This is a genomic window from Acidovorax carolinensis, assembly GCF_002157145.1.
Lineage (GTDB): Bacteria > Pseudomonadota > Gammaproteobacteria > Burkholderiales > Burkholderiaceae_C > Acidovorax > Acidovorax carolinensis.
This window is the reverse complement of record NZ_CP021361.1, coordinates 2,006,815-2,029,439: the sequence shown is the minus strand read 5'-3', so window position 1 is coordinate 2,029,439 and position 22,625 is coordinate 2,006,815. Positions and strand designations below refer to the sequence as shown.

The window sequence follows — 22,625 nt, the reverse complement described above, 5'->3', positions numbered from 1 at the left end:
GTCAGTTGCTTCCGCTCTTGCCGAGCCATGCTGCCTTCAGTGCGATCACGGAGCCGGTCGCCACCTGCTGGCCGGCGCGCAGGTTGCCCGTGACCTGGACCGACTGGCCCGCGCTGGAGATGACATTGACCAGCTGTGCGACGAAGCCCTTTTCGGTTCGGACGAACACGTAGGCCTTGTCGTCCTGGCGGGCAATCGCTGGCAGGGCAGCGCCCAGCCGGCGGTGTTCTCCGCGAACGGCACCTTGACCTGCACGACTTCGCCCGGACGCAGAAGCTCGCCGCCGCCCACCACCCGGGCGCGCAGCGTGACTGTCTGGTTGTCGCTCACCGTGGCGCCGACTGACATCGGCGTCGCACTGGCTTCGCGTCCGACCACCGTGATCGAGCCGGCGGTCTTGCTCGAGAGGGCCTGCTGCTGACGGTCGGATGGGATCTGGACCTCGAGCCAGAGCTGCGCCGTGTTGACCAGGCGCAGCAGGGAGTCCGAGCCTTGTACACGCTGCCCGGCTTTCACATCAAGGCCGACCACCGTCCCGGCGCTTTTCGCTCGCACGACGAGGCCATCCTGCAGGTTGCCAGCGTCGCCCATTTTCCGAATGGCTGCGGGATCGACTCCGGCGAGGCGCAAGGAGGCTTCGGCAAACCGCAGGCGGGCCGCGGCTTCCTGGTTGGCGGCATTGGCTTCCTGGACACGCCGCTCCGGAATGATCCCCTCGGAGAAGAGCTGTCGCTCGCGTGCGGCCGTCTGGCCGGTCAGCCTGGCCTTGCTGGCCGCCTCCAGCAGCTTGAGCTGCAGGTCGCCATACTCCGGGCTGCTCAGGCGCAGCAGCGGTTGACCAGCCTTGACGGGCTGCTGCTCGTCGACGAGGAGTTCTTCGACCCGTCCACCGAACGGGGCACTGATGACCTGATTGCCGCTGGGGGGCACCACCACGCGGGCGGGATAGGCCATGCCGTTGATCGCCGATGGCTTTTCCAGCGGCGCAAGCGTGATGCCGAGTGCCTGCATCTGTGCAGCGGACACCGGGAATTCGGCGTTCGATGGCGTCGCCGCAACGGCGCTGGCCACCATGAGAAAACTGGACACGCAGCCGAGCACCGCACGGCGAGCGAGCAAATAGGACATAGAAACTCCACGAGAAAGCGATCCCGTCGCGCAGTCGGGCGACGAGGAGAAGGCAGCGCGCTATGGCGCCGCCAGGGCTTCAACCGTGGAGTTGGGGCGGCGCGCGGCCGTCAGGAGGAACGGTTCGGAACAGCGGGATGGGCACCCGCTCTCGACCAGGGCGCCAGCGCGCGAGCGCTTCGGCCACGGGCTGCGTGATGAGCCCGAACAAAACGAACAGCGGCACAAGCGCCAGAAGCTTCGGCGCGGAGTCCGGACTGGCGAGCTGGATCGGGGCACCTTGAAGCGCCGACAACGAGTGCCCGCCCCCGTGGTCTGCATCGTCCGAGTCGACATGCAGCGAAAGCTCATCGGCTTGAGGCGCTTGCTCGAAGGACGAGTGGCCCGCATCGAGCTGGCCGGCGTGGCTCGAGTAGCCCTCGGGGCCGCTTTCGTGGTGATGCGCGTGGAATGGCGAACTGATCAGGTCCATGGCGATGACCAGCACCAGCAACCAGCGCACGAGCAGCATCAGCCTGGCCTTGGCGGGGGCGATCGACCTCGACAATTGGGCGGTGTTCGCGCTCACAGGTACTTCGTGATGTCTTTGAAGTCGGCGATGGCCTTCCCGAAGTCGCGGGGCGACGCTGCGACTTCCTCGAGGCAGTGGTCTAGGTGATCGTGGATCAGCAGTTTCTTGGCTGCGCTGACTGCTTTTTCGACCGCGTGCAACTGCTGTGCGATGTCTGCGCAGTCGCGCCCGCTCACCATCATCTCGATGACGTTTTGCAGGTGCCCGTCCGCGCGCTTCAGGCGCTTGACGAGATCAGGGTGACTTTGGTGGAGGTGTTCGCCGTGCACCACCGTATCCTATCAGGGGGGATACGAAACGGTCGAAATAGGCACGCGTTGCGAAGGGGGATTGGTCGCGTCGAGAGACCACTTCGCATCACCCCTTGCCAGTAAGACGCACACGGTCCCGACTACTTCATGGCGTGCGCCAGTCAACCCGATGCCCGGCCGCCGTCGCATCGTGACGAGCATCGTCTTCGGTGTGCAAATAGATACTGGTTGTGCTGATGTTGGCGTGACCCAAGTTGTCGCGGACCACTTTCAGGTCAACTTTTTCGCTCAGATGGCTTCCTGCGGTGTGCCGAATCCAGTGCGTAGAGGCCTGCTCGAGGTGGGTTGCTGCAGCCTCGAAGTCGGGGCCACGCCCCCGCAGTGCGGCCGCAGCTGCGTGCATCACCCCCTTGACGAGCTCGTGAATGGCGCTTCGCGCCATCGGCCTGATCGGGGCAATCAGAGTCATCACCAATGGCGTGTCTTCGCCTTCCTGCGGGAGCGGGCTTAAAGCGTGGACCTTGCGGTAGCGCATCAATTCGGTCATCAATTCGCCCGTGGCTGGCACCAGGCGGGTCTTGCTGCCTTTGCCAGTGATTTCGAGCCACCAGCGCTCGCGTCCATCGGCGCCGCGCCGGCTGAAGAATCCGCCCATGCTGGCGTCGCAGATCTCGGACACGCGCAGCCCGCCGATGTAGAGCAATGAAAACAGCCATCGACAGCGCGATGCGTGTAGCTTTTCACGTTCACTGCTCACGGGCATCGCTTCGATCGCGGCCTTCACCAGGTTCCAGTGTTCTTCTGGCAGAAAGCGACTCACACGAGGTGCAGCCTGCCGGCGCTTGCGCCGGCTCAGCGCCAACGGATTGCCTGCCAGGTATCCGGCCTCCACAAGCCACGAGAACATGGCGTTGAGGATCGACAGCGCCTGGCGCAGGCTCGAAGGCCCCAGCGGGCCGGCAAGCGGTCGCCAGCGTGACGAGTTGCGCCCCGGCTTCTGACCCGGCTCCATGACCCAGCGCTCGGCGGGCTGCGGATCAGCGAGGAAACGCTGGTAGAGCAGCAGATCCTCGTGCGTGAGGTCTGAGAGGGCCGCGCCGCGCTGCAGGACGCACCACAACATGAGGCGTTCGACTTCCTTGCGATAGCTGGCGAGCGTGGCGGGTGAATCGGCGTAGCGGGCCAGCCAAGCCAGAACAGCCGAGCGGTCATCGGCCGCGGCCAACTGTGATCGCGAACTGGCGCGATTGCGGCCACGGCTGCCGTCCAGGTGGGCCGGCACCATCATTTGATCCAGGCTGACGAGGGCATTCATGCGGACCTACGCAAAAAAGGAGAACATCACCAAGAGTATGGACATTAGAAGGATTATGTCCATAGATAGGCAGTTAATTCAATATATTTAACGTATTACGTTGTATTATTTATTTATGAACACCGAAATTGAACTCCAGAGCGACATTGAAACCCTCCGGGGGCGATTTACGGAAACGAAAGACCTCTATCGCGAGGTTTGCGCGTTGCTGTTCTTCCGCTATGGAATCACTCCCACGGCCAGCAAGCTGTACCAGTTCGTGCGTAAGGGCTCGATGAGCGCGCCGGCCGAGGCGCTGGCCAAGTTCTGGGAGGACCTGCGCAGCAAGGCGCGCGTCGAAATCGACCATCCGGATCTGCCGCCCGAAATCAAGACGAGTGCAGCGGACGCCATCGCCGATCTATGGCGGCAGGCCACGGCGACCGCGCGCCACGAACTCGCGGCGCTGCGCCTGGAGGACCAGGCCGCGGTCGAGCAGGCACGGGGAGAGGAGACACAGGCTCGCCAGGCGGCGGCGGAGGCGCTGGCCAGCGCCGAAACCCTGCGTCCACAGCTGAGCGCCGCGCAGGAATCGCTTCAGCAACGGCAAACGGACCTGGAGGCGGAAAGGCGCGCCCATGCCGGCGCCGTGGCCCGGCTGCAGGAGTTGCAACGCCATCTTGAGGAAGCGCGCAATCAGCTGGAGCGGGTTCGCTCGGATTTCAGCGCCGAGTTGGCCAAGGCACGGGAGGCCGTGGACGTGGCGAACGCTCGTTCGGATGCTGCCGAGCGGCGCGCGCTGCTGGAGATCGACCAGGAACGTCAGGCCCGGATCAAGGCCGACAAGCAACTCGAGGCGCTGCGTGGCCAATTGGCGCAGGCCGAAGGCCGCCATCGCGAGAGCTTGCTGGCGCAGGCCGACGCCGTCACGCGGCTGCAGGTCAAGGCCGATGCAGCCGAGGTGTCGCAACGAGAACTGACGGCCAGCAATCGCGGCCTTGTCGATGATCTTCAGGCGACGCGCGAACGGCTCGCCGTGGCTCAACAAGAAGCAACGCAGTTCAAAGCCGAAACGCAGACGCTGCGTGCACTGCTGGAGCGACTCTCGCCGGTAGAACAGGTGCCGCCGCGGGGCGCACTGGCATCGAAGACCGTCAAGAGCGGCGCGCGAAAAGCACGATAGCGCGGTGAATGCTATGTGCGCGGCAGCGTCCCGAACTCATGGATCGGCAGCAGCGGCCGCCTTGCGCAGGGCGCGCAGTTCCAGGCGCGCAGATTCGCGGATTTCTTCCCGGTCCAGTTCGACTGCGGTGTCGTCGACCCAGGTTTCCCAGAGGCTTTCGAGCCAGGCCTGCCGGGTGCTGAACGCTTCGACTGCGTAGTCGAGCCAACTGGCGTACCCGGTGGGCGGTGGTAGCGGCTTTTGAATGGTGAAGAGCGTTCTCCTTGGTGACGCAGTGCAATGCTGGGATCATCCGATACGGGACCGGCATCTGACAAGTCGAGTCAGAGCGATCGGGCCTGTGTGATAGACCGATAACGAGGAAGCACGCAATGATCGGCTGGTGGATAGTTGTGGCGGCTCAGACGCCCGAGGAACGCGACCGGGCAATCGATACCAAGCCGGCAGTGCTGGCGAATTGGGAGGTTGGACCAGGCGGAATCGAGTGGCTGCATCAACTCGTCAAAGCGGGCAGAGCCAGCCAGTTGTCCTTCAGCGGCTACCCGAACCGCTACACCGCCAAAGCGGCTAATGTGCTGCCGCTGCTTGCCGGCGGTCCGCCTGCACACCGAGGTCCCCCGATCATCGGAGACGACTACGTCATGCCGGCGAACTGGAAGGGCAACGTGATCTTCCATCAAGACAAGATCGAAGCCTGTCCGCCCGATCAGGTACTGACCATCGACGCCTGGGATCAATCCTGATGGTCTAGTTCGTGCAGTTGTCTAGGCAAGGCCTTCTCTGACCACGGCATCCCGCTCCCAGGCTGCATCACGGCCTGTCAAGTCGCAATGACAGCGCGCCTAGCGTCGCGACCCGTTCCAGGAGGAAAATCGTGGGCATGACCAAGAAGGCTAGTCCACAGAAGGTTCCGCATCAAGCTTCGCTGCCGCGAGCGCGCCGTTTCTTCCCAGCCGCGGCGGGATGGACACACGCTGGAGAACCTGCTTGCTCGGTTCGATCCACAGCTGCACGGTGGAGAGGTGATGGCCTGGCCCCCCGTTGGGGTCGAGGTGCAATCGTGAGCACGACGCAAGAACGTTGTGATGCCATGCTCCAAGCACTTGCCAACACGCGCATTGCGGGCCACGAACCAACACCACGATTTCTGGAGGACGTCGCGGCGGTGGTCGAGGGCACGATGACGTACGACCAAGCCATTCGCGCCAGCGCGGCCAGGGCGAGCGATCAAGATGGGATAGAGCACCCCGAGACATAGAGCGGGTCGCGTGAGCTATCGAGGGGGGCCGATTCCGCGTGGCCGGCATATACCTTATCACATAAGCAAGCCGCCTTTAATTACTAAGAGGCTTATGAGCTAAAACTGGCCGTATCCTGGCTTGCCCTCAAAATCGGCCTCGGTCACATCCAGAAAGTCCGCGGCACGAAAGATGCCGGCATTGTTCACCAGCATGTCGATGCGCCCGTAGGCTGACAGTGCCTGGCGCACCAGGGCATCCACCTGAGTTTTATCGCCCACATCGCAGCGCACATACAGCGCGCCCAGCTCCTGCGCCAAGGCCTGCCCGCGTATATCGTCCACATCAACGATCACCGGCTTGGTGCCTTCAGCCGCAAAGCGGCGGACACAGGCCTCACCAATGCCTTGCGCGCCACCCGTGACGATGCAGACACGGCCTTGGTGACCGAAAGTGACGGAGGGTGAGGGAAAGGCTGGGGTTGAAAGAGTCATGGGCATGGATGGTAGCGGCTTCAATCCTCACCCAGCACTAGATACGATGTATATTATGTTAAATATTATATAGTCAGACTCGGCTGATTTCTTTGTTCTCTTCTTCCCTGTGATGAAATTTGGGTGGGGATCCACTGCGATCGGCACTTTGCGGAGCGCAAATTGACGGCTTGCAAAGAACCTGCAAAACCTTGCCAGCCATAACCACTCCCGATGCAAGCAACTATTCCGAATCAGATGACACCGTGAACATCGCCCGGCTGGCCGCCGAGCGTTCCAGCTGGCGGGCGATGTTGTCACACACCAGGTCACACAGCGCGTAAACCGACTCGTCCGCAAAGCGGTAGAACACGCTGGTGCCCCGGCTTTCGCGCGAGACAAGGCCTTGTTTGGTCATCAGGGAGAGATGCCGCGACACATTGGCAGCCGTATAACCACACATCTGCGCCAGATCACCCACGTTGCGCTCTCCGTCTCGCAAGATGTTGAGGATGCGCAGGCGCGTGGGCTCGGCCAGCACCTGAAAGTAACCAGCAACCTCTTCCAGCGCCTGTTGAGGCATGTCTTTCATACGTCACTCCTGGGCCTTCAGGGCTGGAGATACCAGCACTGTCTTAGATCAGGCCATTCGCCATCATACAACAATTGACTAATTAGCTGTTTAGTTAAATAATAAATCAATTGATACTGAACCCCTACCCTCGGGGATGGAGAACCGGATGCTGATGTCTCGACTTGCCACTGCCGCGCTGCTGACCTGCCTGTTGGCTGTGCAAGCTGTTTGGGCTGTAGAAGCCACACCACTCAAAACGCATGAAGTGCTGGCCAATGGCGCAACCCGGCAAATCAGTGTCGATGGCGTGGTGGAGGCCGTGCGTGACACCACGCTTTCGGCCCAGGTACAGGGCGCAATCGTTTCACTCCAGGTGAAAGTGGGCGACACAGTCAAGGCCGGACAAGAGCTGGTGCGTCTCGATGCCCGGGCGGCTTCGCAAAGTGCCGCCGCCAGCGTGGCGCAGGTGGATGCCGCCCGCGCCAGCATGCAGGTGGCCAGCAAGGAATTTGAGCGCCAGAAGCAGCTCTTTCAAAAACAATACATCAGCCAGGCGGCGTTGGACCGCGCCCAGGCGCAGTTGCAGGCCACCCAGGCCCAAGTGCAGGCGCTCCAGGCGCAGGCAGGGGCCGCCACCACGCAATCGGGTTTTTATGTGCTGAAAGCACCCTACGCTGGTGTCATCAGCGAGGTTCCCGTGGCGCTGGGCGACATGGCGATGCCGGGGCGCCCACTGGTGCGGCTGTATGACTCCTCTGCCTTGCGGGTGACCGCCATGGTTCCGCAAATGGCGGCTACTGCATTGTTCGGCAACCAGAACCTGCAGGCCGAAATTCCCGGGCTGACAACGTCGCATATCCCCGTGCAGCCCGGCCAGATCCAGTTGCTTCCCACGGTGGATGCCGCCACGCACACAGTGCAGTTGCGTGTCGCAATGCCCCCCGACCTCAAAGGCGCAACACCCGGCATGTTTGCCCGGCTGTGGCTGCCTGCAGCCGCCCTCGCAGCGGGCGAACTGCGGATACAGATTCCTGCCAGTGCCGTGGTGCGACGTGCAGAAATGACGGGGGTCTATGTGCTGGATGCGCAAGGCCGGCCCCTGTTGCGCCAGGTGCGACTGGGCCGTCGCAGCGGCGAACAGGTCGAGGTGCTGAGTGGCCTGCGTCCGGGTGACAAGGTGGCCACCGATCCGCAGGCTGCCGCCAAGGTGCGTTGAGATGGCCGACATGCAAAACTCCCTCCCGAAAGCTCTGGGCATTTCGGGCCGCATTGCGGCCTTGTTCCAGAGTGCACAGATCACCCCCCTGCTGGCGCTGGTGGCGTTTTTGCTGGGCGTGTTTGCCGTGATGGTGACGCCGCGCGAAGAAGAGCCGCAGATCAACGTGACCATGGCCAATGTGCTGATTCCGTTTCCCGGAGCCTCGGTGGTCGATGTGGAACAGATGGTGGCCACGCCGGCTGAGCAGGTGCTCTCGCAAATGGCAGGCACAGAGCATGTAACGTCGGTTTCACGCCCGGGCGTGGCCGTTCTCACCGTGCAGTTCAAGGTGGGCGTGGAGCGCACCGAAGCCCTGGTGCGTCTGCATGACACCCTGCGAAGCAACGCCGACTGGCTGCCGCGCGACTTGGGGGTGCTGGAGCCCATCATCAAGCCCAAGGGCATTGACGATGTTCCCATCGTCACCCTCACACTTTTCAGCAAGAACGCAGACACCGGCGCATTTGCGCTGGAGCGCGTGGCCCACAGCATGGAAGCTGAAATCAAACGCGTGGCGGGCACGCGCGAAGTGCAGACGGTGGGCGGCCCCGGCCGGGCCGTGATGGTGCGCCTGGATCCGGCGCGCATGGCCAGCACCGGCACCACCGTGCAGGATCTGCGTGTCGCGCTGCAGTCCGCCAACATGGGCATGCCCGTGGGCGAGCTCATTACCGGCAACCAGTCGGTGGCAGTAGAGGCAGGCCCGTTCCTCACGCAGGCCAGCGACGTGGCTGAGGTGATGGTGGGGGTGCGTGGGGGCAAACCGCTTTTCCTGAAAGACGTGGCCGAAGTCAGCGACGGCCCCCTGCCCCCCAGCCGCTATGTGTGGCATGGCAAAGCCGAAGCCAGCGGCGGCGGCGAATACCCCGCTGTCACCTTGTTTGTCACCAAAAAACCGGGTGAAAACGCCATCGATGTGGCCAACGCCGTCATGCAGCGGGTGGAGCAGCTGCGCAACACCGTCATTCCCGATGGCGTTGAAGTAGCCGAAACGCGCAATTACGGTGCCACGGCCAACGACAAGGCGCAAAAGCTCATCCAGAAACTGCTGTTTGCCACGGCTTCGGTGGTGGCGCTGGTGTTCATTGCTCTGGGCCGGCGCGAGGCCGCCATTGTGGGCACAGCCGTGGTGCTGACGCTCACCGTGACGCTGTTTGCCTCGTGGGCCTGGGGGTTCACGCTCAACCGCGTATCGCTGTTTGCGTTGATTTTTTCCATCGGCATCCTGGTGGACGATGCCATCGTGGTCGTCGAGAACATCCACCGCCACCAGCAGCTCTTTCCGGGCAAGACACTCGCGCAGATCATCCCAGGCGCGGTGGACGAAGTGGGCGGCCCCACCATCCTGGCCACGTTCACGGTGATCGCCGCACTGCTGCCCATGGCTTTTGTGTCGGGTTTGATGGGCCCTTACATGAGCCCGATCCCCATCAACGCCAGCATGGGCATGCTTCTGTCACTGGCGATTGCCTTCGTGGTCACGCCTTGGCTGGCGCGGTTGTGGATGAAGGCGCACCATGGCGGCGAAGCGGCGCATGTCGCGCCCACTGGCATGGCGGCTCGCATAACGCCCCTGTTCACGCGCATCTTCACGCCGTTGCTCGACGACCAGCGCGGTCCCCGCAATCGCCGGCTACTGGGCTTGGGCGTGGCCGTGCTGATTGCGCTTTCGGTGGCCCTGCCCGCCACGGGGCTGGTGCTGCTCAAGATGCTGCCGTTTGACAACAAGTCGGAGTTTCAGGTGGTGGTGGACATGCCGGCCGGCACACCGGTGGAGCAGACCGCTGCGGTGCTGCATGAGTTGGGTGCCTACCTGGCCACGGTGCCCGAGGTCACCGACTACCAGGCTTACGCAGGCACAGCCGCCCCCATCAATTTCAACGGACTGGTGCGCCAGTACTACCTGCGCGCCGGGGGCAACGTGGGCGACATCCAGGTGAACCTGGTGGACAAATCGCACCGCAAGGACCAGAGCCACGCCATTGCCACGCGCGTGCGCCCTGCCCTGCAGCAGCTCGGGCAGCGCATGGGTGCCAATGTGAAGGTGGTCGAAGTGCCGCCAGGGCCGCCGGTACTGTCGCCCATCGTGGCCGAAATCTATGGCCCTGAAGCCGAGGGCCGCCGCCAGGTGGCCAAGGCCGTGCGCGCCGTGTTCAGCCAGACCGCCGGTCTGGTGGATGTGGACGACAGCAGCATTGCCAGCGCGCCGCGCAAGCTGCTGCTGATCGACCGGCGCAAGGCCGCACTGCTGGGCATACCCCAGCAGGCCATCGTGGGCACGCTGCGCGCAGGCCTGGCGGGCGAAACCACCACCTACCTGCACGATGCCAGCAAATACCCCGCTCCCGTGGTGCTGCAGCTGCCCGAGGAAAGCCATGGCGACCTGGCCGCGCTGCTGCAGCTGACCGTGCGCGGCGCCTCGGGCAAGCAGGTGCCCATCAGTGAGTTGGTCACGGTGAGCGATACCGTGCGCGAGCAGCCCGCCTATCACAAGGACCTGCTGCCGGTGAACTTTGTGGTGGCCGACATGGCCGGCAAGGTGGACAGTCCGCTCTACGGCATGTTCCAGATGCGCAGCGCCATCGCACAGATCGAGACGCCGGGCGGCGGCCCGCTGGTGGAGTATTTTGTACGCCAGCCCTCGGATGCGTTGCGCGACTACGCCATCAAATGGGATGGCGAATGGCAGATCACCTACGAAACCTTCCGCGACATGGGCGCCGCCTACGCCGTGGGCCTGATCCTCATCTACCTGCTGGTGGTGGCGCAATTTGGCTCCTACCTCACGCCGCTGATCATCATGGCGCCGATTCCGCTGACCATCATCGGCGTGATGCCGGGCCACGCCTTGCTGGGCGCGCAGTACACGGCCACCAGCATGATCGGCATGATCGCGCTGGCCGGCATCATCGTGCGCAACTCCATCTTGCTGGTGGATTTCATCAATCTGCAGGTGCGTGAGGGCTCGCCGCTCAAGGACGCCATCGTGCACTCGGCCATTACCCGGGCCCAGCCTATTGTGCTGACGGGGCTGGCGGCCATGATTGGCGCGTTCTTCATCCTGGATGACCCGATCTTCAATGGCCTGGCCATTTCGCTGATCTTTGGCATCTTTGTCTCCACCGTGCTCACGCTGGTGGTCATCCCCACGCTGTATTACGCGGCCTACCGCAAGCAACACCTCCACCCCGGCGACGCCCAGACCGCACCCGGGCCGTCCGTTTCCCCCGCTGGCAGTGGCCCGACAGAGGCTGCGCCGCACTGACTCACTGAGTTATGCACTGATTTTCAACCAGGCACCACAGGAGACAAACCATGGCCCATATCGTCGTTATCGGAGCCGGCATCGGCGGCATGCCCGCAGCCTACGAGCTGCGCGGCAAGCTGCCTGCGCAGCATCGCGTCACCGTGATCAGCGCGGTGGACTACTTCCAGTTCGTGCCCTCGAATCCCTGGATTGCGGTGGGCTGGCGCCAGCGCGACGATATCGTGCTGCAGATCGCCCCGCTGCTGCAGCGCAAGGGCATTGATTTCATTGCCAGCGCTGTCCAGACCATCGACGCCCCTGGTAACAGCGTCACGCTGGCCAACGGTCAGACCGTGCCATACGACTATCTGGTGATCACCACCGGCCCGCGCCTGGCCTTCGAGGAGGTGCCGGGCGCAGGCCCGATCGATGGCCACACACACTCCATCTGCACGGTGGACCATGCCCTGGGCTTCTGGGCAGATTACGAAAAGTTCCTTGAAAACCCCGGCCCGATGGTGATCGGTGCCATGCCCGGCGCCAGCTGTTTCGGCCCGGCCTACGAGTTCGCCTTCATCGTTTCCGCCGACCTGCGCAAGCGCAAGCTGCGCCACAAGGTGCCACTCACCTACGTCACCAGTGAGCCCTACATCGGCCACCTGGGTCTCGGCGGCGTGGGCGACAGCAAGAGCATGCTCGAGAGCGAGCTGCGCGGCCAGGACATCAAGTGGATCACCAACGCCCGCACCACGCGCGTGGAAGACGGCACGATGATGGTGGACCAGCTCGACGAGCAGGGCAACCTGCTCAAGCAGCACGAGTTGCCGTTCAAGCTCTCGATGATGCTGCCCGCTTTCAAAGGTGTGGACGCCGTAGCGGCCGTGCCCAAGCTGTGCAACCCGCGTGGCTTTGTGCAGATCGACGAGCACCAGCGCAGCAAGGCCTACCCCAACATCTTTGCCGCGGGCGTGTGCGTGGCGATACCGCCCGTGGAGGTGACTCCTGTGCCCACCGGCGCCCCCAAGACCGGCTACATGATCGAAACCATGGTCTCGGCCATCGTGCACAACATCGCGGCCGACCTTGCGGGCCACCCCGCCACGGCCACCGCCACCTGGAACGCCATCTGCCTGGCCGACATGGGCGACACCGGCGCGGCCTTTGTGGCGCTGCCGCAGATTCCGCCGCGCAACGTCAACTGGTTCAAGAAGGGCAAATGGGTGCACCTGGGCAAGATCGCATTCGAGAAATATTTCCTCGGCAAGATCAAATCCGGCAACACCGACCCGATCTACGAGAAATACGTGCTCAAGATCCTGGGCATCGAGCGCCTGCAAGAGCCCTCCGGGCCCAAGTAAACCTGCATATCTATTGTTTTTTCCATCGTTCAACTTCGGAGTTTCATCATGACCTCTTGGCAACTCGTTCGCATCATCGGCGGCTCATTCATCCTGCTGTCGCTGGCCCTTGGCGTGGCGGGCAGCCCGATCTTTCACAGCGCCAACTGGCTGTGGTTCACCGCCTTTGTGGGCGCCAACCTGCTGCAAAGCGGCTTCACCCGGTGGTGCCTGATGGAGACCATCATGCGCAAGCTGGGTGCGGCGGCAGGCAACTGAGCGGAGATCGCACCATGCGAATGAAGCCCCTGTGGGCCGCACTGCTGGCGCTGGGCATCACGGGCGCCCACGCGGCCGACTTGCTGCAAGCCTGGCAGGCCGCGCGCCAGCACGACCCCGAAATGGCCGTGGCGCAGGCTGCGCTGCAGGCCGGCCAGACGCGGCGGGACCAGGCCAGCGCGCTGTGGCGTCCCACGGTGGCCGCCACGGCTGCCGGTGGGGCCATGGGCTCGCAGACATCCACTGCCGGTGCGTCGTTTTCCGCGCCGGGCTTTGGTACCTCGACCAATGTCGGGTTCAACACCTCGGTGGACAACAGCCTGGGCGGGCGCTGGAGCATCGGTGCCCGCATGCCCGTCTACAGCCCCGAACGCACAGCCCAGGGCCGCAAGCTCACGCTGTCCGCCGATCTGGCCGATGTGCAGTGGCAGGCCGCCGAACAGGCCCTCATGCTGCAGACCGCCGAGCGCTACTTTGCCGTGGCGCTTGCGCAGGACGCACTGCTCCTGCTGCAGCGCCAGCAAACGGCGGTGAACAAGGCGCTGGTGGAGGCGAAAGACCGCTTTGCGCTGGGCGACGCCCCGGTGACCGACACCCATGAAGCCGCCGCCCGTGCCCGCGCCATCGATGCGCAGGTGCTGGCAGCCGAAGTGGATTTGCAGATTGCCCAGCGCGCCCTGGCCGACACCACCGGCTGGCCGGCCGATGCGCTGCAGGTGGCGCCGGCCCCTGCCTTGTTGGCAACTGCCCCCTTGCCTGCCCTGCCCCAGTGGCTGGACCAGGCGGCAGCGGCCAACCCCGGCCTGCGCCAGCAAACCCTGGCCGTCGAGGTGGCGCGCCAGGACGTCGCCCAATACGCGCGCGGGGCAGGCACAACGGTGGACCTGGTTGCACAGGCCAGCCGCGAGCACCTGAGTGGTTCGGGCCGCTACGGCCAGGGCAGCAACACCGCCCGGCAGCACCTGGTGGGCGTGCAGATCACCGTGCCGCTGTACACCGGTGGCCAGCGCAGCGCGCGCCAGCAAGAGCTGCTGCATCTGCAAGCCAAGGCCGAAGCAGAACTCGACCGCGCCCGCCAGCAGGTGGCGCAGCAAACCCGCGCTGCGTGGCTGCGCTTGCAGGCCGGCGCAGCGCGCACCGAGGCACAGGACGCCGCCCTGCGCGCCAGCCAGGCCCGCCTGGACGCAACGCAACTGGGCCGCCAGGTGGGCGATCGCACCACGCTGGATCTGCTCAATGCCCAGAACGATGCGGCCGCAGCCGAGCTGGCCCTGGCGCAGTTGCGCACCACCCTCACGCTGGAGCGTTTGCGCTTGCTGGCCCTGACGGGCCAGTTGGACGAACGCGCCTTGCACACGGCCACCGTGGATGCCCCGGCCGCAAAGTAACCCCATTCATCTCCCACAAGACACCATGGAACCCACCACCTTCCCACAGCCCGCCGCGCCCCTGGTGGTCGATGTGCGCTCGCCCGGCGAATTTGAGGCTGGCCACGTAGACGGCGCCATCAACCTGCCGCTGGACCGCCTGGGCACCGAATGCGCGCAGGCCTTGCCCGACAAATCCATGCCGCTTGTGCTCTGCTGCCTTTCGGGTGCACGCTCGGGCATGGCGGCGCAGTGGCTGCGGCAGCAGGGCTACCAGCAGGTGAGCAATGGTGGCTCGGTGGGCAGCGTTTCGTTGCAACTGCAGCGGCCCATACGCCGCGGTTGATATTTTTTGTTTTCACTTTCCATCTTCACGCATCACAAGGAATCGCCATGAAAACCGCCCACGACCTGGTGGCCGCTGCCAAGACCCGGGTCCAGGAAATCCCCGTGGACCAGGCCGAGCAGGCCATTCGCGAAGCCGACGTGCTGATCGATGTGCGCGAGGCCGACGAATACCAGGCCGGCCACCTGCCTGGCGCCATCCATGCCTCGCGCGGCCTGCTGGAGTTCAAGCTCAGCAGCACACCGGCGTTGACATCGCGCGACCTCAAGGTGGTTCTCTATTGCAAGACCAGTGGTCGCGCCGCGCTGGCTGCGTGCGCGATGCAGGACATGGGCTATCTGCAGGTGCAGTCGATTGCCGGCGGGTTTGATGCCTGGCAGGCCGCCGGCAAGCCCGTGGTCAAGCCCGTGGCGCCCTCGTTCGAGTAACCGGGTGAAGCGGCCGCGGGGCCGCTCTGCCTATTTTGCAACCCGGCCCGCACAAGGGCTGAAACCACCCAAAACAAAGGAAAAACCATGAACATCAACGTTGGAACCATTGACCGTGTATTGCGCATCGTGGCCGGTCTGGTGCTGATCGCCCTGGCTGCCACCGGCACTGTGGGCTGGTGGGGCTGGCTGGGCGTGGTGCCATTGGCCACCGGCCTGTTTCGCTTCTGCCCGGCCTACACCTTGCTGGGCGTCAACACCTGCCCCATGAAGAAGTAACTGGCGCTGATGCCGTGGGTTGGGGCCGCGCCAGCCCGCGGCCCTGGCGGAGCTTTTTTCTGATCGGTTTTATCGATTGCCCCTTTTTTTGGAAATCCAGTCATGAGCACCTTTGACCATGTCGGTCTGATCCACAACATCAACGAAAGCCTGGCCACTTTCCGCAAGGCCCAGCCCGAAGCCATGCGCGGATTTGCCCAGCTGGCCCAGGCGTCCATGGCCGAAGGCGCCATCAGCGCCAAGCACAAGGAACTGATCGCCCTGGCCATTGGCGTAAGCCAGCACTGCTCGGGCTGCATCGGCTTTCATGTCAAGGCGCTGCTGAAACTGGGCGCCACCCGCGCCGAGCTCGAAGAAATGCTGGCCGTGAGCGTGTACATGGGCGGCGGGCCATCGTTGATGTACGCCGCCGAAGCCCTCAAAGCCTGGGACACCATGGCCGAGGTCCACGTCGCCTGACGTTGAAACCCAAAGTGCCACCCTCAAGGCACAATTCACTGAAGTCGCATAAAAAAGCTGCTAGCGCTTATGGATAAAGCGCAAGCAGCTATTTATTGAATAGCAACCATCCATCACCAACGCCGCCATCCGTCTGCACACATGGGGTGCGCAGGGATCAGGCGCATACCCCTTGCGGTTGCGCATGGGCATGCAGGTTATCCGCTTCGGTGGTAGTGGTGCGGTGGCCGTTCAGGCCCAGCTTGGCCAGCAGCTGCACATCGGCTTCCACGTCGGGGTTGCCGGTCACCAGCAGCTTGTCGCCATAAAAGATCGAGTTGGCTCCGGCCATGAAGCACAGTGCCTGCACCGCCTCACCCATCTGCTGGCGCCCGGCTGACAGGCGCACGCGGGCCTTGGGCATGGTGATGCGGGCCACGGCAATCACGCGCACAAAGTCAAACGGATCCACGGGCTCGCTGTCGGCCAGCGGCGTGCCAGGCACGCGCACCAGGCTGTTGATGGGCACCGATTCCGGGTAAGGCTGCAGGTTGGCCAGCTGGGCAATCAGGCCCGCACGGTGCACCGGCGCCTCGCCCATGCCCACAATGCCGCCGCAGCACACGCTGATCCCGGCGCTGCGCACATGCTGCAGGGTATCGAGCCGGTCCTGGTAGGCCCGGGTGCTCACCACGTCGGTGTAGTACTCGGGCGCAGTGTCCAGGTTGTGGTTGTAGTAGTCGAGCCCCGCGTCCTTGAGCGCTTGCGCCTGGTGCGACTCGAGCATGCCCAGCGTGGCGCAGGTCTGCAGGCCCAGGCCTTTCACGGCGCCAATCAGGGCGCTGACCTTTTCAATGTCGCGGTCCTTGGGGGCGCGCCAGGCGGCGCCCATGCAAAAGCGGGTAGCGCCCGCGTCTTTGGCAGCCTGGGCGGCACGCACCACTTCGTCCACCTCCATCAGTTTTTCGGCCTTCACGCCGGTGTCGAACTCGGCCGACTGCGGGCAGTAGCCGCAGTTTTCGGGGCAGCCACCGGTTTTGACGGAAAGCAGCGTGGCCAGCTCGATGTCGCCTTCGGGCCAGTGCTGGCGGTGCACGGTCTGCGCTTCAAACAGCAGGTCCATCAAGGGCTTGTCGAGCAGTGCCTGAATAGCATCGACCGTCCAGGGGCCCTGGGCCACAGCAGGGGTAACGCGGCGGTGCAAATGCAGGGGCTGGCTGGTAGTGGGGGTAGCGGATGAGGGCATGAATGGATCTCTCAAGGGGTGCAAAGAAATGCGCGCGAAGAAGAAAAAAATGACGGCCAGTGCGCAAAGGCCTTACCGAAGCTTTTTCGACTGGTCGGGTTGGATGGGCTGATCTGGGACGAAGCCCAAGGCTCTCAACTCTTCGTCACTCAGCTCAAGCTCGGTCAATTCCGGCTGGCGCGGCTCGATGCTGCGGCGCCGCTCATAGCGGTCCGGTGGTCCTTGCTCTTGCTGCCTTCTGTCTTGTCCGCTGCGTCGGTCGGTATTCTGACGTCGATCCATTTTCCCAATCCATCCAAAGGGGTATCCCAAACCCTGGCGCAACCGCCCGGCAGCACTGCCGGGCGGCGCCTGAGCCTCTCAGCCCAGAGCCGCAATGACATCCTGCGGCGCCTGCACCAGTTCGATGAGCACGCCCTCGCCCGCAATCGGAAACTCATCGTTGCTCTTGGGGTGCAAAAAGCAGATGTCGTAACCCGCTGCGCCCTTGCGCACGCCGCCCGGCGCAAAGCGTACGCCCTGCGCGGTCAACCACTCGACTGCGGCGGCCAGGTCGTCGATCCACAGGCCGATGTGGTTGAGTGGCGTGGTGTGCACGGCAGGTTTCTTGTCGATGTCGAGCGGCTGCATGATGTCCACCTCCACCTTGAAAGCGCCCTGCCCCATGGCCAGGATGTCCTCATCGACGTTTTCGCGCTCGCTCTGGAACGTGCCGGTCTGTTCAAGGCCCAGCATGTCCACCCACAGGGTCTTCATGCGCTGCTTGTCGGTGCCGCCAATGGCGACCTGCTGGATGCCCAGCACCTTGAAGGGGCGTGGTGTGTTCGTGCTTGCCATGGTGCAATGTCCTCGATTACTCTTTTTTCAATAGCTGCCAGCACTTATCCATAAAGCGCTAGCGCCATATTTCATTGAAATTCCAGAATGACCTGGTCCACCGCCAGCGATTCACCCTTGCCTGCCGTGATCTTGCCCACCACACCATCCTGGGCGGCAAACAAAATGTTCTCCATCTTCATGGCTTCGATCACGGCCAGCTTTTCGCCGGCCTGCACCTTCTGGCCGGGCTGCACCGCCACGTCGACCAGCAAGCCAGGCATGGGCGAGAGCAGGAACTTGGACAGGTCCGGCGGCGCCTTGAAGGGCATCAGCTTGTGCAAGCGCGCGCCCAGCGGCGACAACACCAGCGCCTCGATCTGTGTGCCGTTGTGGGCAATGCGCAGCGCCAGCGGGTTCTTGCCCACGCCGCGCTCCACCTGGGCCGTGAAGCCCTGGCCGTTGCAGGCGCCCTGCACGCGGATCTGGCCGAGCGTGGCCGTGCTGCTGATCTGATAGCTATTGCCGCCCACGGCCACTGCACTGGAGCGCAGTTTGCCTTCCATCTCGAAATCAGTCACCGTCACGTCGTGGTGCTGATTCTTGCCCTCGGCACCCAGCGTGACCACCACAAATTCTTCGCCCACCCTCACCTCGTGTCCGGCCAACTGGCCGCTGATGCCCGAGGCGCGCGCACGGTAGCGGCGGTTCATGTAGGCGGCCAGCGCCACCAGGAACAGCGGGTCTTCATGCGGCACGTCTTCGGCCGCAAAGCCCTTGCTGTAGTTTTCGGCGATGAAGCCGGTGTTGAAATCGCCGGTCACAAACTTCGGGTGTGCCAGCAGTGCCGCCTGGAACGGGATATTGCTGCTGATGCCGCGAATCACAAAGCCGTTGAGCGCCGCGCGCATCTTGGTGATGGCGTCGTTGCGGTCGGTGCCGTGCACGATGAGCTTGGCGATCATCGAGTCGTAATACATGGGGATCTCGCCGCCTTCATACACGCCCGTGTCCACGCGCACGCCCAGCTTCTTGGTCGTGTCGGACTGGAACATCGACTCTTCCGGTGGCTGAAAGCGCACCAGACGGCCGGTGGACGGCAAAAAATTGCGGAACGGGTCTTCAGCGTTAATGCGGCACTCGATGGCCCAGCCGTCGCGCTTCACGTCGGCTTGCGTGAGGGGCAGCGCCTCGCCCGCCGCCACGCGGATCATCAGCTCCACCAGGTCCAGGCCGGTGATGCATTCCGTCACCGGGTGCTCCACCTGCAGGCGGGTGTTCATCTCCAGAAAATAGAAGTCCTGGTCCTTGCCAACCACGAACTCCACCGTGCCCGCGCTCTGGTACTTCACGGCCTTGGCCAGCTGCACGGCCTGCTCGCCCATGGCCTTGCGCGTGGCGTCCGAAATGAAGGGCGATGGCGCCTCTTCAATCACCTTCTGGTGGCGGCGCTGGATGGAGCACTCGCGCTCGTTCAGATAGATCACGTTGCCGTGGCTGTCGCCCAGCACCTGGATCTCGATATGGCGCGGCTCCTGCACAAACTTCTCGATGAAGATGCGGTCGTCGCCAAAGCTGTTGCGGGCTTCGTTCTGGCAGCTGGCAAAGCCTTCAAACGCTTCCTTGTCGTTGAACGCCACGCGCAAGCCCTTGCCGCCGCCGCCAGCCGATGCTTTGATCATCACGGGGTAGCCAATGCCCTTGGCAATCTCGACGGCCTGTTCGGGGCCCGCAATGGCGTCGTTGTAGCCGGGTATGGTGTTGACCTTGGCTTCATTCGCCAGCTTTTTGGACGCGATCTTGTCGCCCATGGCCGCAATCGAATGCGCCTTGGGGCCGATGAAGGCAATGCCCTCGTCTTCGCAGCGCTTGGCGAAGGCTTCGTTTTCCGACAGAAAGCCATAGCCGGGGTGCACGGCCTGGGCGCCGGTCTGCTTGCAGGCGGCAATGATCTTTTCGGCCAGCAGATACGACTCGCGCGAAGGCGCAGCACCAATGTGCACGGCTTCATCGGCCAGCTTGACATGACGCGCTTCCTTGTCGGCATCGGAGTAGACGGCCACGGTGGCGATGCCCATCTTGCGGGCGGTGGCGATGACCCTACACGCAATCTCGCCCCGGTTCGCGATCAGGATTTTGGTAAACATTCATTGACTCCTTAGGCGTTGGGGTTGCGTGTAGTTGCCCGCTGTACGGGCGTCGGCAGGCAATTTGTCGAAACGTCTGCTGCGCAGCCGTTTTCGCCACGGTTGGCGATCAGAATCTTCGTAAACATGTTCTTGTTCTCCTCGTCCGCTCAGAGTGGAATGTTCCCGTGCTTGCGCCACGGATTTTCGAGTTTCTTGTCCCGCAGCATGACCAACGAACGGCAAATGCGCTTGCGTGTCTCGTGCGGCAGGATCACGTCGTCGATAAATCCGCGTGCACCGGCCACGAACGGGTTGGCAAAGCGCTGCTTGTATTCCGCCTCGCGGGCGGCCAGCTTGACGGGGTCGTTCTTGTCCTCGCGGAAGATGATTTCCACCGCGCCCTTGGCGCCCATCACCGCAATCTCGGCGTTCGGCCAGGCCAGGTTCACATCACCGCGCAGGTGCTTGGAGCTCATCACGTCATAGGCGCCGCCGTAGGCCTTGCGCGTGATGACGGTGATCTTGGGCACGGTGCACTCGGCATACGCATAGAGCAGCTTGGCGCCGTGCTTGATGATGCCGCCGTATTCTTGCGAGGTACCAGGCATGAAGCCGGGAACGTCCACAAACGTGATCACGGGGATGTTGAAGGCATCGCAAAAGCGCACAAAGCGCGCGGCCTTGATGCTCGACTTGATGTCCAGGCAACCTGCCAGCACCAGCGGCTGGTTGGCCACGATGCCTACCGTCTGGCCTTCCATGCGGGCAAAGCCGATCAGGATGTTCTTCGCGTACTCGGGCTGCAGCTCGAAGAAGTCGCCGTCGTCCACGGTCTTGAGGATCAGCTCCTTCATGTCGTAGGGCTTGTTGGGGTTCTCGGGCACCAGCGTGTCCAGGCTCCGATCCATGCGGTCGGCCGGGTCGTTGCTCGGGCGCACCGGGGCTTTTTCGCGGTTGTTGAGCGGCAGGTAGTTGTACAGGCGGCGCAGCATCATCAGCGCCTCCACATCGTTCTCGAACGCCAGGTCGGCCACGCCGCTCTTGGTGGTGTGGGTGATGGCGCCGCCCAGTTCTTCGGCCGTGACTTCTTCGTGCGTCACGGTCTTGACCACATCGGGGCCGGTCACGAACATGTAGCTGCTGTCCTTGACCATGAAGATGAAGTCGGTCATCGCAGGCGAGTACACGGCGCCCCGGCGCTCGGGCCCATGATCATGCTGATCTGCGGAATCACGCCGCTGGCCAGCACGTTCTTCTGGAACACGTCGGCATAGCCGCCCAACGATGCCACGCCTTCCTGGATGCGCGCGCCGCCCGAGTCGTTGAGGCCAATCACGGGTGCGCCAACCTTCATGGCCTGGTCCATCACCTTGCAGATCTTTTCGGCGTGCGTTTCGCTCAAGGCGCCGCCAAACACCGTGAAATCCTGGCTGAACACAAACACCAGGCGGCCGTTGATCATGCCGTAGCCCGTGACCACGCCGTCGCCCGGGATCTTGTTGTCTTCCATGCCGAAGTCGGTGCAGCGGTGCTCGACGAACATGTCCCATTCTTCGAACGTGCCGTCGTCCAGCAGCAGCTCGATGCGCTCGCGCGCGGTGAGCTTGCCCTTGGCGTGCTGCGCATCAATGCGCTTTTGCCCGCCGCCCAGGCGTGCCAGCGCACGCTTTTTCTCCAGTTGATCCAGGATGTCTTGCATGGTCGTCCTTTGGTGAATTCGGTTTATTGTTTACTATTTATTTGATAGCTGTTTGCGCTTGACTGGATTGCGCCAGCAGCAGATTTCGTGCTGCAGTGGAGGCCGCGATGCGCCCCGCCGCCACATCGGCCTGCATTTGCGGCAGCAATTGGCGTACCTGTGGATGCTGGCGAAACGCGAGCTTGAGGCCCGCGTCGATGCGCTCCCACATCCAGGCCAGCGCCTGCTTTTCGCGCCGCGAGGCCAGGCGGCCATTGGCGGTTTGCAACTGGCGAAACTGCGTGACGGCGGCCCAGAAGGCGTCCACGCCCTGCCCCAGCAGCGCGCTGATCTGCACCACCTTGGGGTGCCACAGGGTTTCGTTGTGGTGGGCGTTTTCGGGGTTGCCATGCTGACTCAGGATGCGCAGGCTTGAGGTGATCTGCGCCTCGGCGCGCGTGGCGGCGTTCTTGTCAATATCGGCCTTGTTGATGACCACCAGGTCGGCAATCTCCATCACGCCCTTCTTGATGGCTTGCAGATCGTCGCCCGCATTGGGCAGCTGCAGCAAAACGAACATGTCGGTCATGCCATTGACGGCAATCTCGCTCTGGCCCACGCCCACGGTTTCGACGATGACCACGTCGTAGCCTGCGGCCTCGCAGACCAGCATGGCCTCGCGCGTTTTCTCGGCCACGCCGCCCAGCGTGCCACTCGACGGGCTGGGGCGGATATAGGCTTTTTCGTGCATCGACAGGTGTTCCATGCGCGTCTTGTCGCCCAGGATGGAGCCGCCCGAGACGGTGCTGGACGGGTCGATGGTGAGCACGGCCACGCGGTGGCCCTGGCCGATCAGGTACAGGCCCAGGGCTTCGATGAAGGTGGACTTGCCCACACCGGGCACGCCGCTGATCCCTAAGCGAAACGCCTTGCCGGTGTGGGGCAGGAGTTGGGTGAGCAGCTCGTCGCCCTGCGCGCGGTGGTCGGCGCGGGTCGATTCGAGCAGCGTGATGGCTTTGGACATGGCGCGGCGCTGCACGGCAGCATTGCCATGCAACATGCCCT

The 22,625-nt window shown here is 63.5% G+C and carries 21 protein-coding genes and 3 pseudogenes; 12 read left to right on the top strand and 12 right to left on the bottom strand.

From position 1 onward, the window contains the following. Position 1 precedes the first annotated feature (1 nt). From CBP34_RS20475 to CBP34_RS09435, 5 genes and pseudogenes are all read right to left on the bottom strand, one after another. Positions 2-169 (bottom strand): hypothetical protein, encoded by a 168-nt coding sequence (locus tag CBP34_RS20475; RefSeq protein ID WP_472231559.1) that lies wholly within the window; start codon positions 167-169, stop codon positions 2-4. Between the two features lie 359 nt (positions 170-528). Further along, a pseudogene (locus CBP34_RS20470) lies at positions 529-954 on the bottom strand (efflux RND transporter periplasmic adaptor subunit); the annotation flags it as partial. 253 nt (positions 955-1,207) lie between these two features. Further along, a complete protein-coding gene (locus CBP34_RS09445) occupies positions 1,208-1,696 on the bottom strand; it encodes a hypothetical protein (RefSeq protein ID WP_094097866.1) in 489 nt (162 codons plus the stop codon). Next, positions 1,693-1,968 carry a metal-sensing transcriptional repressor gene (locus CBP34_RS09440; protein WP_094097865.1) on the bottom strand — a complete coding sequence of 92 codons (276 nt, stop codon included), beginning with the start codon at positions 1,966-1,968 and terminating at the stop codon, positions 1,693-1,695. The genes CBP34_RS09445 and CBP34_RS09440 overlap by 4 nt, the downstream gene beginning before the upstream one ends. Positions 1,969-2,095: 127 nt before the next feature. Then, complete coding sequence (locus CBP34_RS09435; protein ID WP_094097864.1) at positions 2,096-3,265, bottom strand: tyrosine-type recombinase/integrase; 1,170 nt, start codon at positions 3,263-3,265, stop codon at positions 2,096-2,098. 115 nt (positions 3,266-3,380) lie between these two features. On the opposite strand from CBP34_RS09435, the gene CBP34_RS09430 reads away from it, so the two are divergent. The 3 genes from CBP34_RS09430 (at position 3,381) to CBP34_RS19415 (ending at position 5,685) form a co-directional block, all read left to right on the top strand. Then, positions 3,381-4,427 (top strand): DNA-binding protein, encoded by a 1,047-nt coding sequence (locus tag CBP34_RS09430; RefSeq protein WP_094097863.1) that lies wholly within the window; start codon positions 3,381-3,383, stop codon positions 4,425-4,427. A gap of 371 nt (positions 4,428-4,798) precedes the next feature. After that, on the top strand, positions 4,799-5,170 hold the full coding sequence (locus tag CBP34_RS09420) for a hypothetical protein (RefSeq protein ID WP_094097862.1): 372 nt from the start codon (positions 4,799-4,801) through the stop codon (positions 5,168-5,170). 347 nt (positions 5,171-5,517) lie between these two features. After that, a complete protein-coding gene (locus tag CBP34_RS19415) occupies positions 5,518-5,685 on the top strand; it encodes an antitoxin VbhA family protein (protein WP_157896454.1) in 168 nt (55 codons plus the stop codon). A gap of 126 nt (positions 5,686-5,811) precedes the next feature. Here the strand turns inward: CBP34_RS19415 and CBP34_RS09415 are convergent. Both CBP34_RS09415 and CBP34_RS09410 read right to left on the bottom strand, forming a co-directional pair. Next, positions 5,812-6,165 (bottom strand): annotated as a pseudogene (locus tag CBP34_RS09415) (SDR family NAD(P)-dependent oxidoreductase); the annotation flags it as partial. Between the two features lie 217 nt (positions 6,166-6,382). Then, on the bottom strand, positions 6,383-6,730 hold the full coding sequence (locus tag CBP34_RS09410; RefSeq protein ID WP_086912392.1) for an ArsR/SmtB family transcription factor: 348 nt from the start codon (positions 6,728-6,730) through the stop codon (positions 6,383-6,385). Between the two features lie 154 nt (positions 6,731-6,884). Between CBP34_RS09410 and CBP34_RS09405 the strand changes: the two genes are divergently transcribed. The 9 genes from CBP34_RS09405 to CBP34_RS09365 all read left to right on the top strand — a co-directional run bounded on the left by CBP34_RS09405 (position 6,885) and on the right by CBP34_RS09365 (position 15,712). Next, positions 6,885-7,928, top strand: coding sequence for an efflux RND transporter periplasmic adaptor subunit (locus tag CBP34_RS09405; RefSeq protein WP_472231558.1), 1,044 nt, complete (start codon positions 6,885-6,887; stop codon positions 7,926-7,928). A 10-nt stretch (positions 7,929-7,938) separates the two neighbouring features. Continuing rightward, positions 7,939-11,235 carry an efflux RND transporter permease subunit gene (locus CBP34_RS09400; protein WP_418134710.1) on the top strand — a complete coding sequence of 1,099 codons (3,297 nt, stop codon included), beginning with the start codon at positions 7,939-7,941 and terminating at the stop codon, positions 11,233-11,235. 50 nt (positions 11,236-11,285) lie between these two features. Beyond that, entirely contained in the window at positions 11,286-12,575 is a 1,290-nt protein-coding gene (locus CBP34_RS09395; protein ID WP_094097860.1) for an NAD(P)/FAD-dependent oxidoreductase, read from the top strand. 48 nt (positions 12,576-12,623) lie between these two features. Continuing rightward, complete coding sequence (locus CBP34_RS09390; RefSeq protein WP_086912389.1) at positions 12,624-12,833, top strand: YgaP family membrane protein; 210 nt, start codon at positions 12,624-12,626, stop codon at positions 12,831-12,833. Between the two features lie 14 nt (positions 12,834-12,847). Beyond that, positions 12,848-14,221 carry a TolC family protein gene (locus tag CBP34_RS09385; protein ID WP_236748548.1) on the top strand — a complete coding sequence of 458 codons (1,374 nt, stop codon included), beginning with the start codon at positions 12,848-12,850 and terminating at the stop codon, positions 14,219-14,221. Between the two features lie 25 nt (positions 14,222-14,246). After that, entirely contained in the window at positions 14,247-14,546 is a 300-nt protein-coding gene (locus CBP34_RS09380; RefSeq protein WP_086912387.1) for a rhodanese-like domain-containing protein, read from the top strand. A gap of 47 nt (positions 14,547-14,593) precedes the next feature. Next, positions 14,594-14,974, top strand: a complete 381-nt coding sequence (locus tag CBP34_RS09375; protein WP_086928704.1) for a rhodanese-like domain-containing protein — start codon at positions 14,594-14,596, stop codon at positions 14,972-14,974. A gap of 87 nt (positions 14,975-15,061) precedes the next feature. Beyond that, on the top strand, positions 15,062-15,253 hold the full coding sequence (locus CBP34_RS09370) for a YgaP family membrane protein (RefSeq protein WP_086912385.1): 192 nt from the start codon (positions 15,062-15,064) through the stop codon (positions 15,251-15,253). A 102-nt stretch (positions 15,254-15,355) separates the two neighbouring features. After that, positions 15,356-15,712 (top strand): carboxymuconolactone decarboxylase family protein, encoded by a 357-nt coding sequence (locus tag CBP34_RS09365; RefSeq protein WP_094097858.1) that lies wholly within the window; start codon positions 15,356-15,358, stop codon positions 15,710-15,712. Positions 15,713-15,869: 157 nt separating this feature from the next. Here the strand turns inward: CBP34_RS09365 and bioB are convergent, their stop codons facing one another. The 5 genes and pseudogenes from bioB to meaB form a co-directional block, all read right to left on the bottom strand. After that, complete coding sequence (bioB, locus tag CBP34_RS09360) at positions 15,870-16,937, bottom strand: biotin synthase BioB (RefSeq protein ID WP_094097857.1); 1,068 nt, start codon at positions 16,935-16,937, stop codon at positions 15,870-15,872. A gap of 360 nt (positions 16,938-17,297) precedes the next feature. Continuing rightward, positions 17,298-17,774 carry a VOC family protein gene (locus CBP34_RS09350; RefSeq protein WP_086912381.1) on the bottom strand — a complete coding sequence of 159 codons (477 nt, stop codon included), beginning with the start codon at positions 17,772-17,774 and terminating at the stop codon, positions 17,298-17,300. A 71-nt stretch (positions 17,775-17,845) separates the two neighbouring features. After that, on the bottom strand, positions 17,846-19,900 hold the full coding sequence (locus tag CBP34_RS09345; RefSeq protein ID WP_094097855.1) for an acetyl-CoA carboxylase biotin carboxylase subunit: 2,055 nt from the start codon (positions 19,898-19,900) through the stop codon (positions 17,846-17,848). Between the two features lie 149 nt (positions 19,901-20,049). After that, positions 20,050-21,581: pseudogene (locus CBP34_RS09340) on the bottom strand (acyl-CoA carboxylase subunit beta). Positions 21,582-21,618: 37 nt separating this feature from the next. Then, positions 21,619-22,620, bottom strand: a complete 1,002-nt coding sequence (meaB, locus tag CBP34_RS09335) for a methylmalonyl Co-A mutase-associated GTPase MeaB (protein WP_418134721.1) — start codon at positions 22,618-22,620, stop codon at positions 21,619-21,621. Between the last annotated feature and the right edge of the window lie 5 nt (positions 22,621-22,625).

Bases quoted from the DNA above. Each gene is read 5' to 3' on its own strand.
- CBP34_RS09385 (WP_236748548.1), top strand. From the start codon at position 12,848: ATGCGAATGAAGCCCCTGTGGGCCGCACTGCTGGCGCTGGGCATCACG.
- CBP34_RS09400 (WP_418134710.1), top strand. From the start codon at position 7,939: ATGCAAAACTCCCTCCCGAAAGCTCTGGGCATTTCGGGCCGCATTGCG.
- CBP34_RS09380 (WP_086912387.1), top strand. From the start codon at position 14,247: ATGGAACCCACCACCTTCCCACAGCCCGCCGCGCCCCTGGTGGTCGAT.
- CBP34_RS09345 (WP_094097855.1), bottom strand. From the start codon at position 19,900: ATGTTTACCAAAATCCTGATCGCGAACCGGGGCGAGATTGCGTGTAGG.
- CBP34_RS09375 (WP_086928704.1), top strand. From the start codon at position 14,594: ATGAAAACCGCCCACGACCTGGTGGCCGCTGCCAAGACCCGGGTCCAG.
- bioB (WP_094097857.1), bottom strand. From the start codon at position 16,937: ATGCCCTCATCCGCTACCCCCACTACCAGCCAGCCCCTGCATTTGCAC.
- CBP34_RS09405 (WP_472231558.1), top strand. From the start codon at position 6,885: ATGTCTCGACTTGCCACTGCCGCGCTGCTGACCTGCCTGTTGGCTGTG.
- CBP34_RS09430 (WP_094097863.1), top strand. From the start codon at position 3,381: ATGAACACCGAAATTGAACTCCAGAGCGACATTGAAACCCTCCGGGGG.
- CBP34_RS09395 (WP_094097860.1), top strand. From the start codon at position 11,286: ATGGCCCATATCGTCGTTATCGGAGCCGGCATCGGCGGCATGCCCGCA.
- CBP34_RS09435 (WP_094097864.1), bottom strand. From the start codon at position 3,265: ATGAATGCCCTCGTCAGCCTGGATCAAATGATGGTGCCGGCCCACCTG.
- CBP34_RS09350 (WP_086912381.1), bottom strand. From the start codon at position 17,774: ATGGCAAGCACGAACACACCACGCCCCTTCAAGGTGCTGGGCATCCAG.
- CBP34_RS09420 (WP_094097862.1), top strand. From the start codon at position 4,799: ATGATCGGCTGGTGGATAGTTGTGGCGGCTCAGACGCCCGAGGAACGC.
- CBP34_RS09365 (WP_094097858.1), top strand. From the start codon at position 15,356: ATGAGCACCTTTGACCATGTCGGTCTGATCCACAACATCAACGAAAGC.
- CBP34_RS19415 (WP_157896454.1), top strand. From the start codon at position 5,518: ATGCTCCAAGCACTTGCCAACACGCGCATTGCGGGCCACGAACCAACA.
- meaB (WP_418134721.1), bottom strand. From the start codon at position 22,620: ATGTTGCATGGCAATGCTGCCGTGCAGCGCCGCGCCATGTCCAAAGCC.
- CBP34_RS09410 (WP_086912392.1), bottom strand. From the start codon at position 6,730: ATGAAAGACATGCCTCAACAGGCGCTGGAAGAGGTTGCTGGTTACTTT.
- CBP34_RS09370 (WP_086912385.1), top strand. From the start codon at position 15,062: ATGAACATCAACGTTGGAACCATTGACCGTGTATTGCGCATCGTGGCC.
- CBP34_RS09390 (WP_086912389.1), top strand. From the start codon at position 12,624: ATGACCTCTTGGCAACTCGTTCGCATCATCGGCGGCTCATTCATCCTG.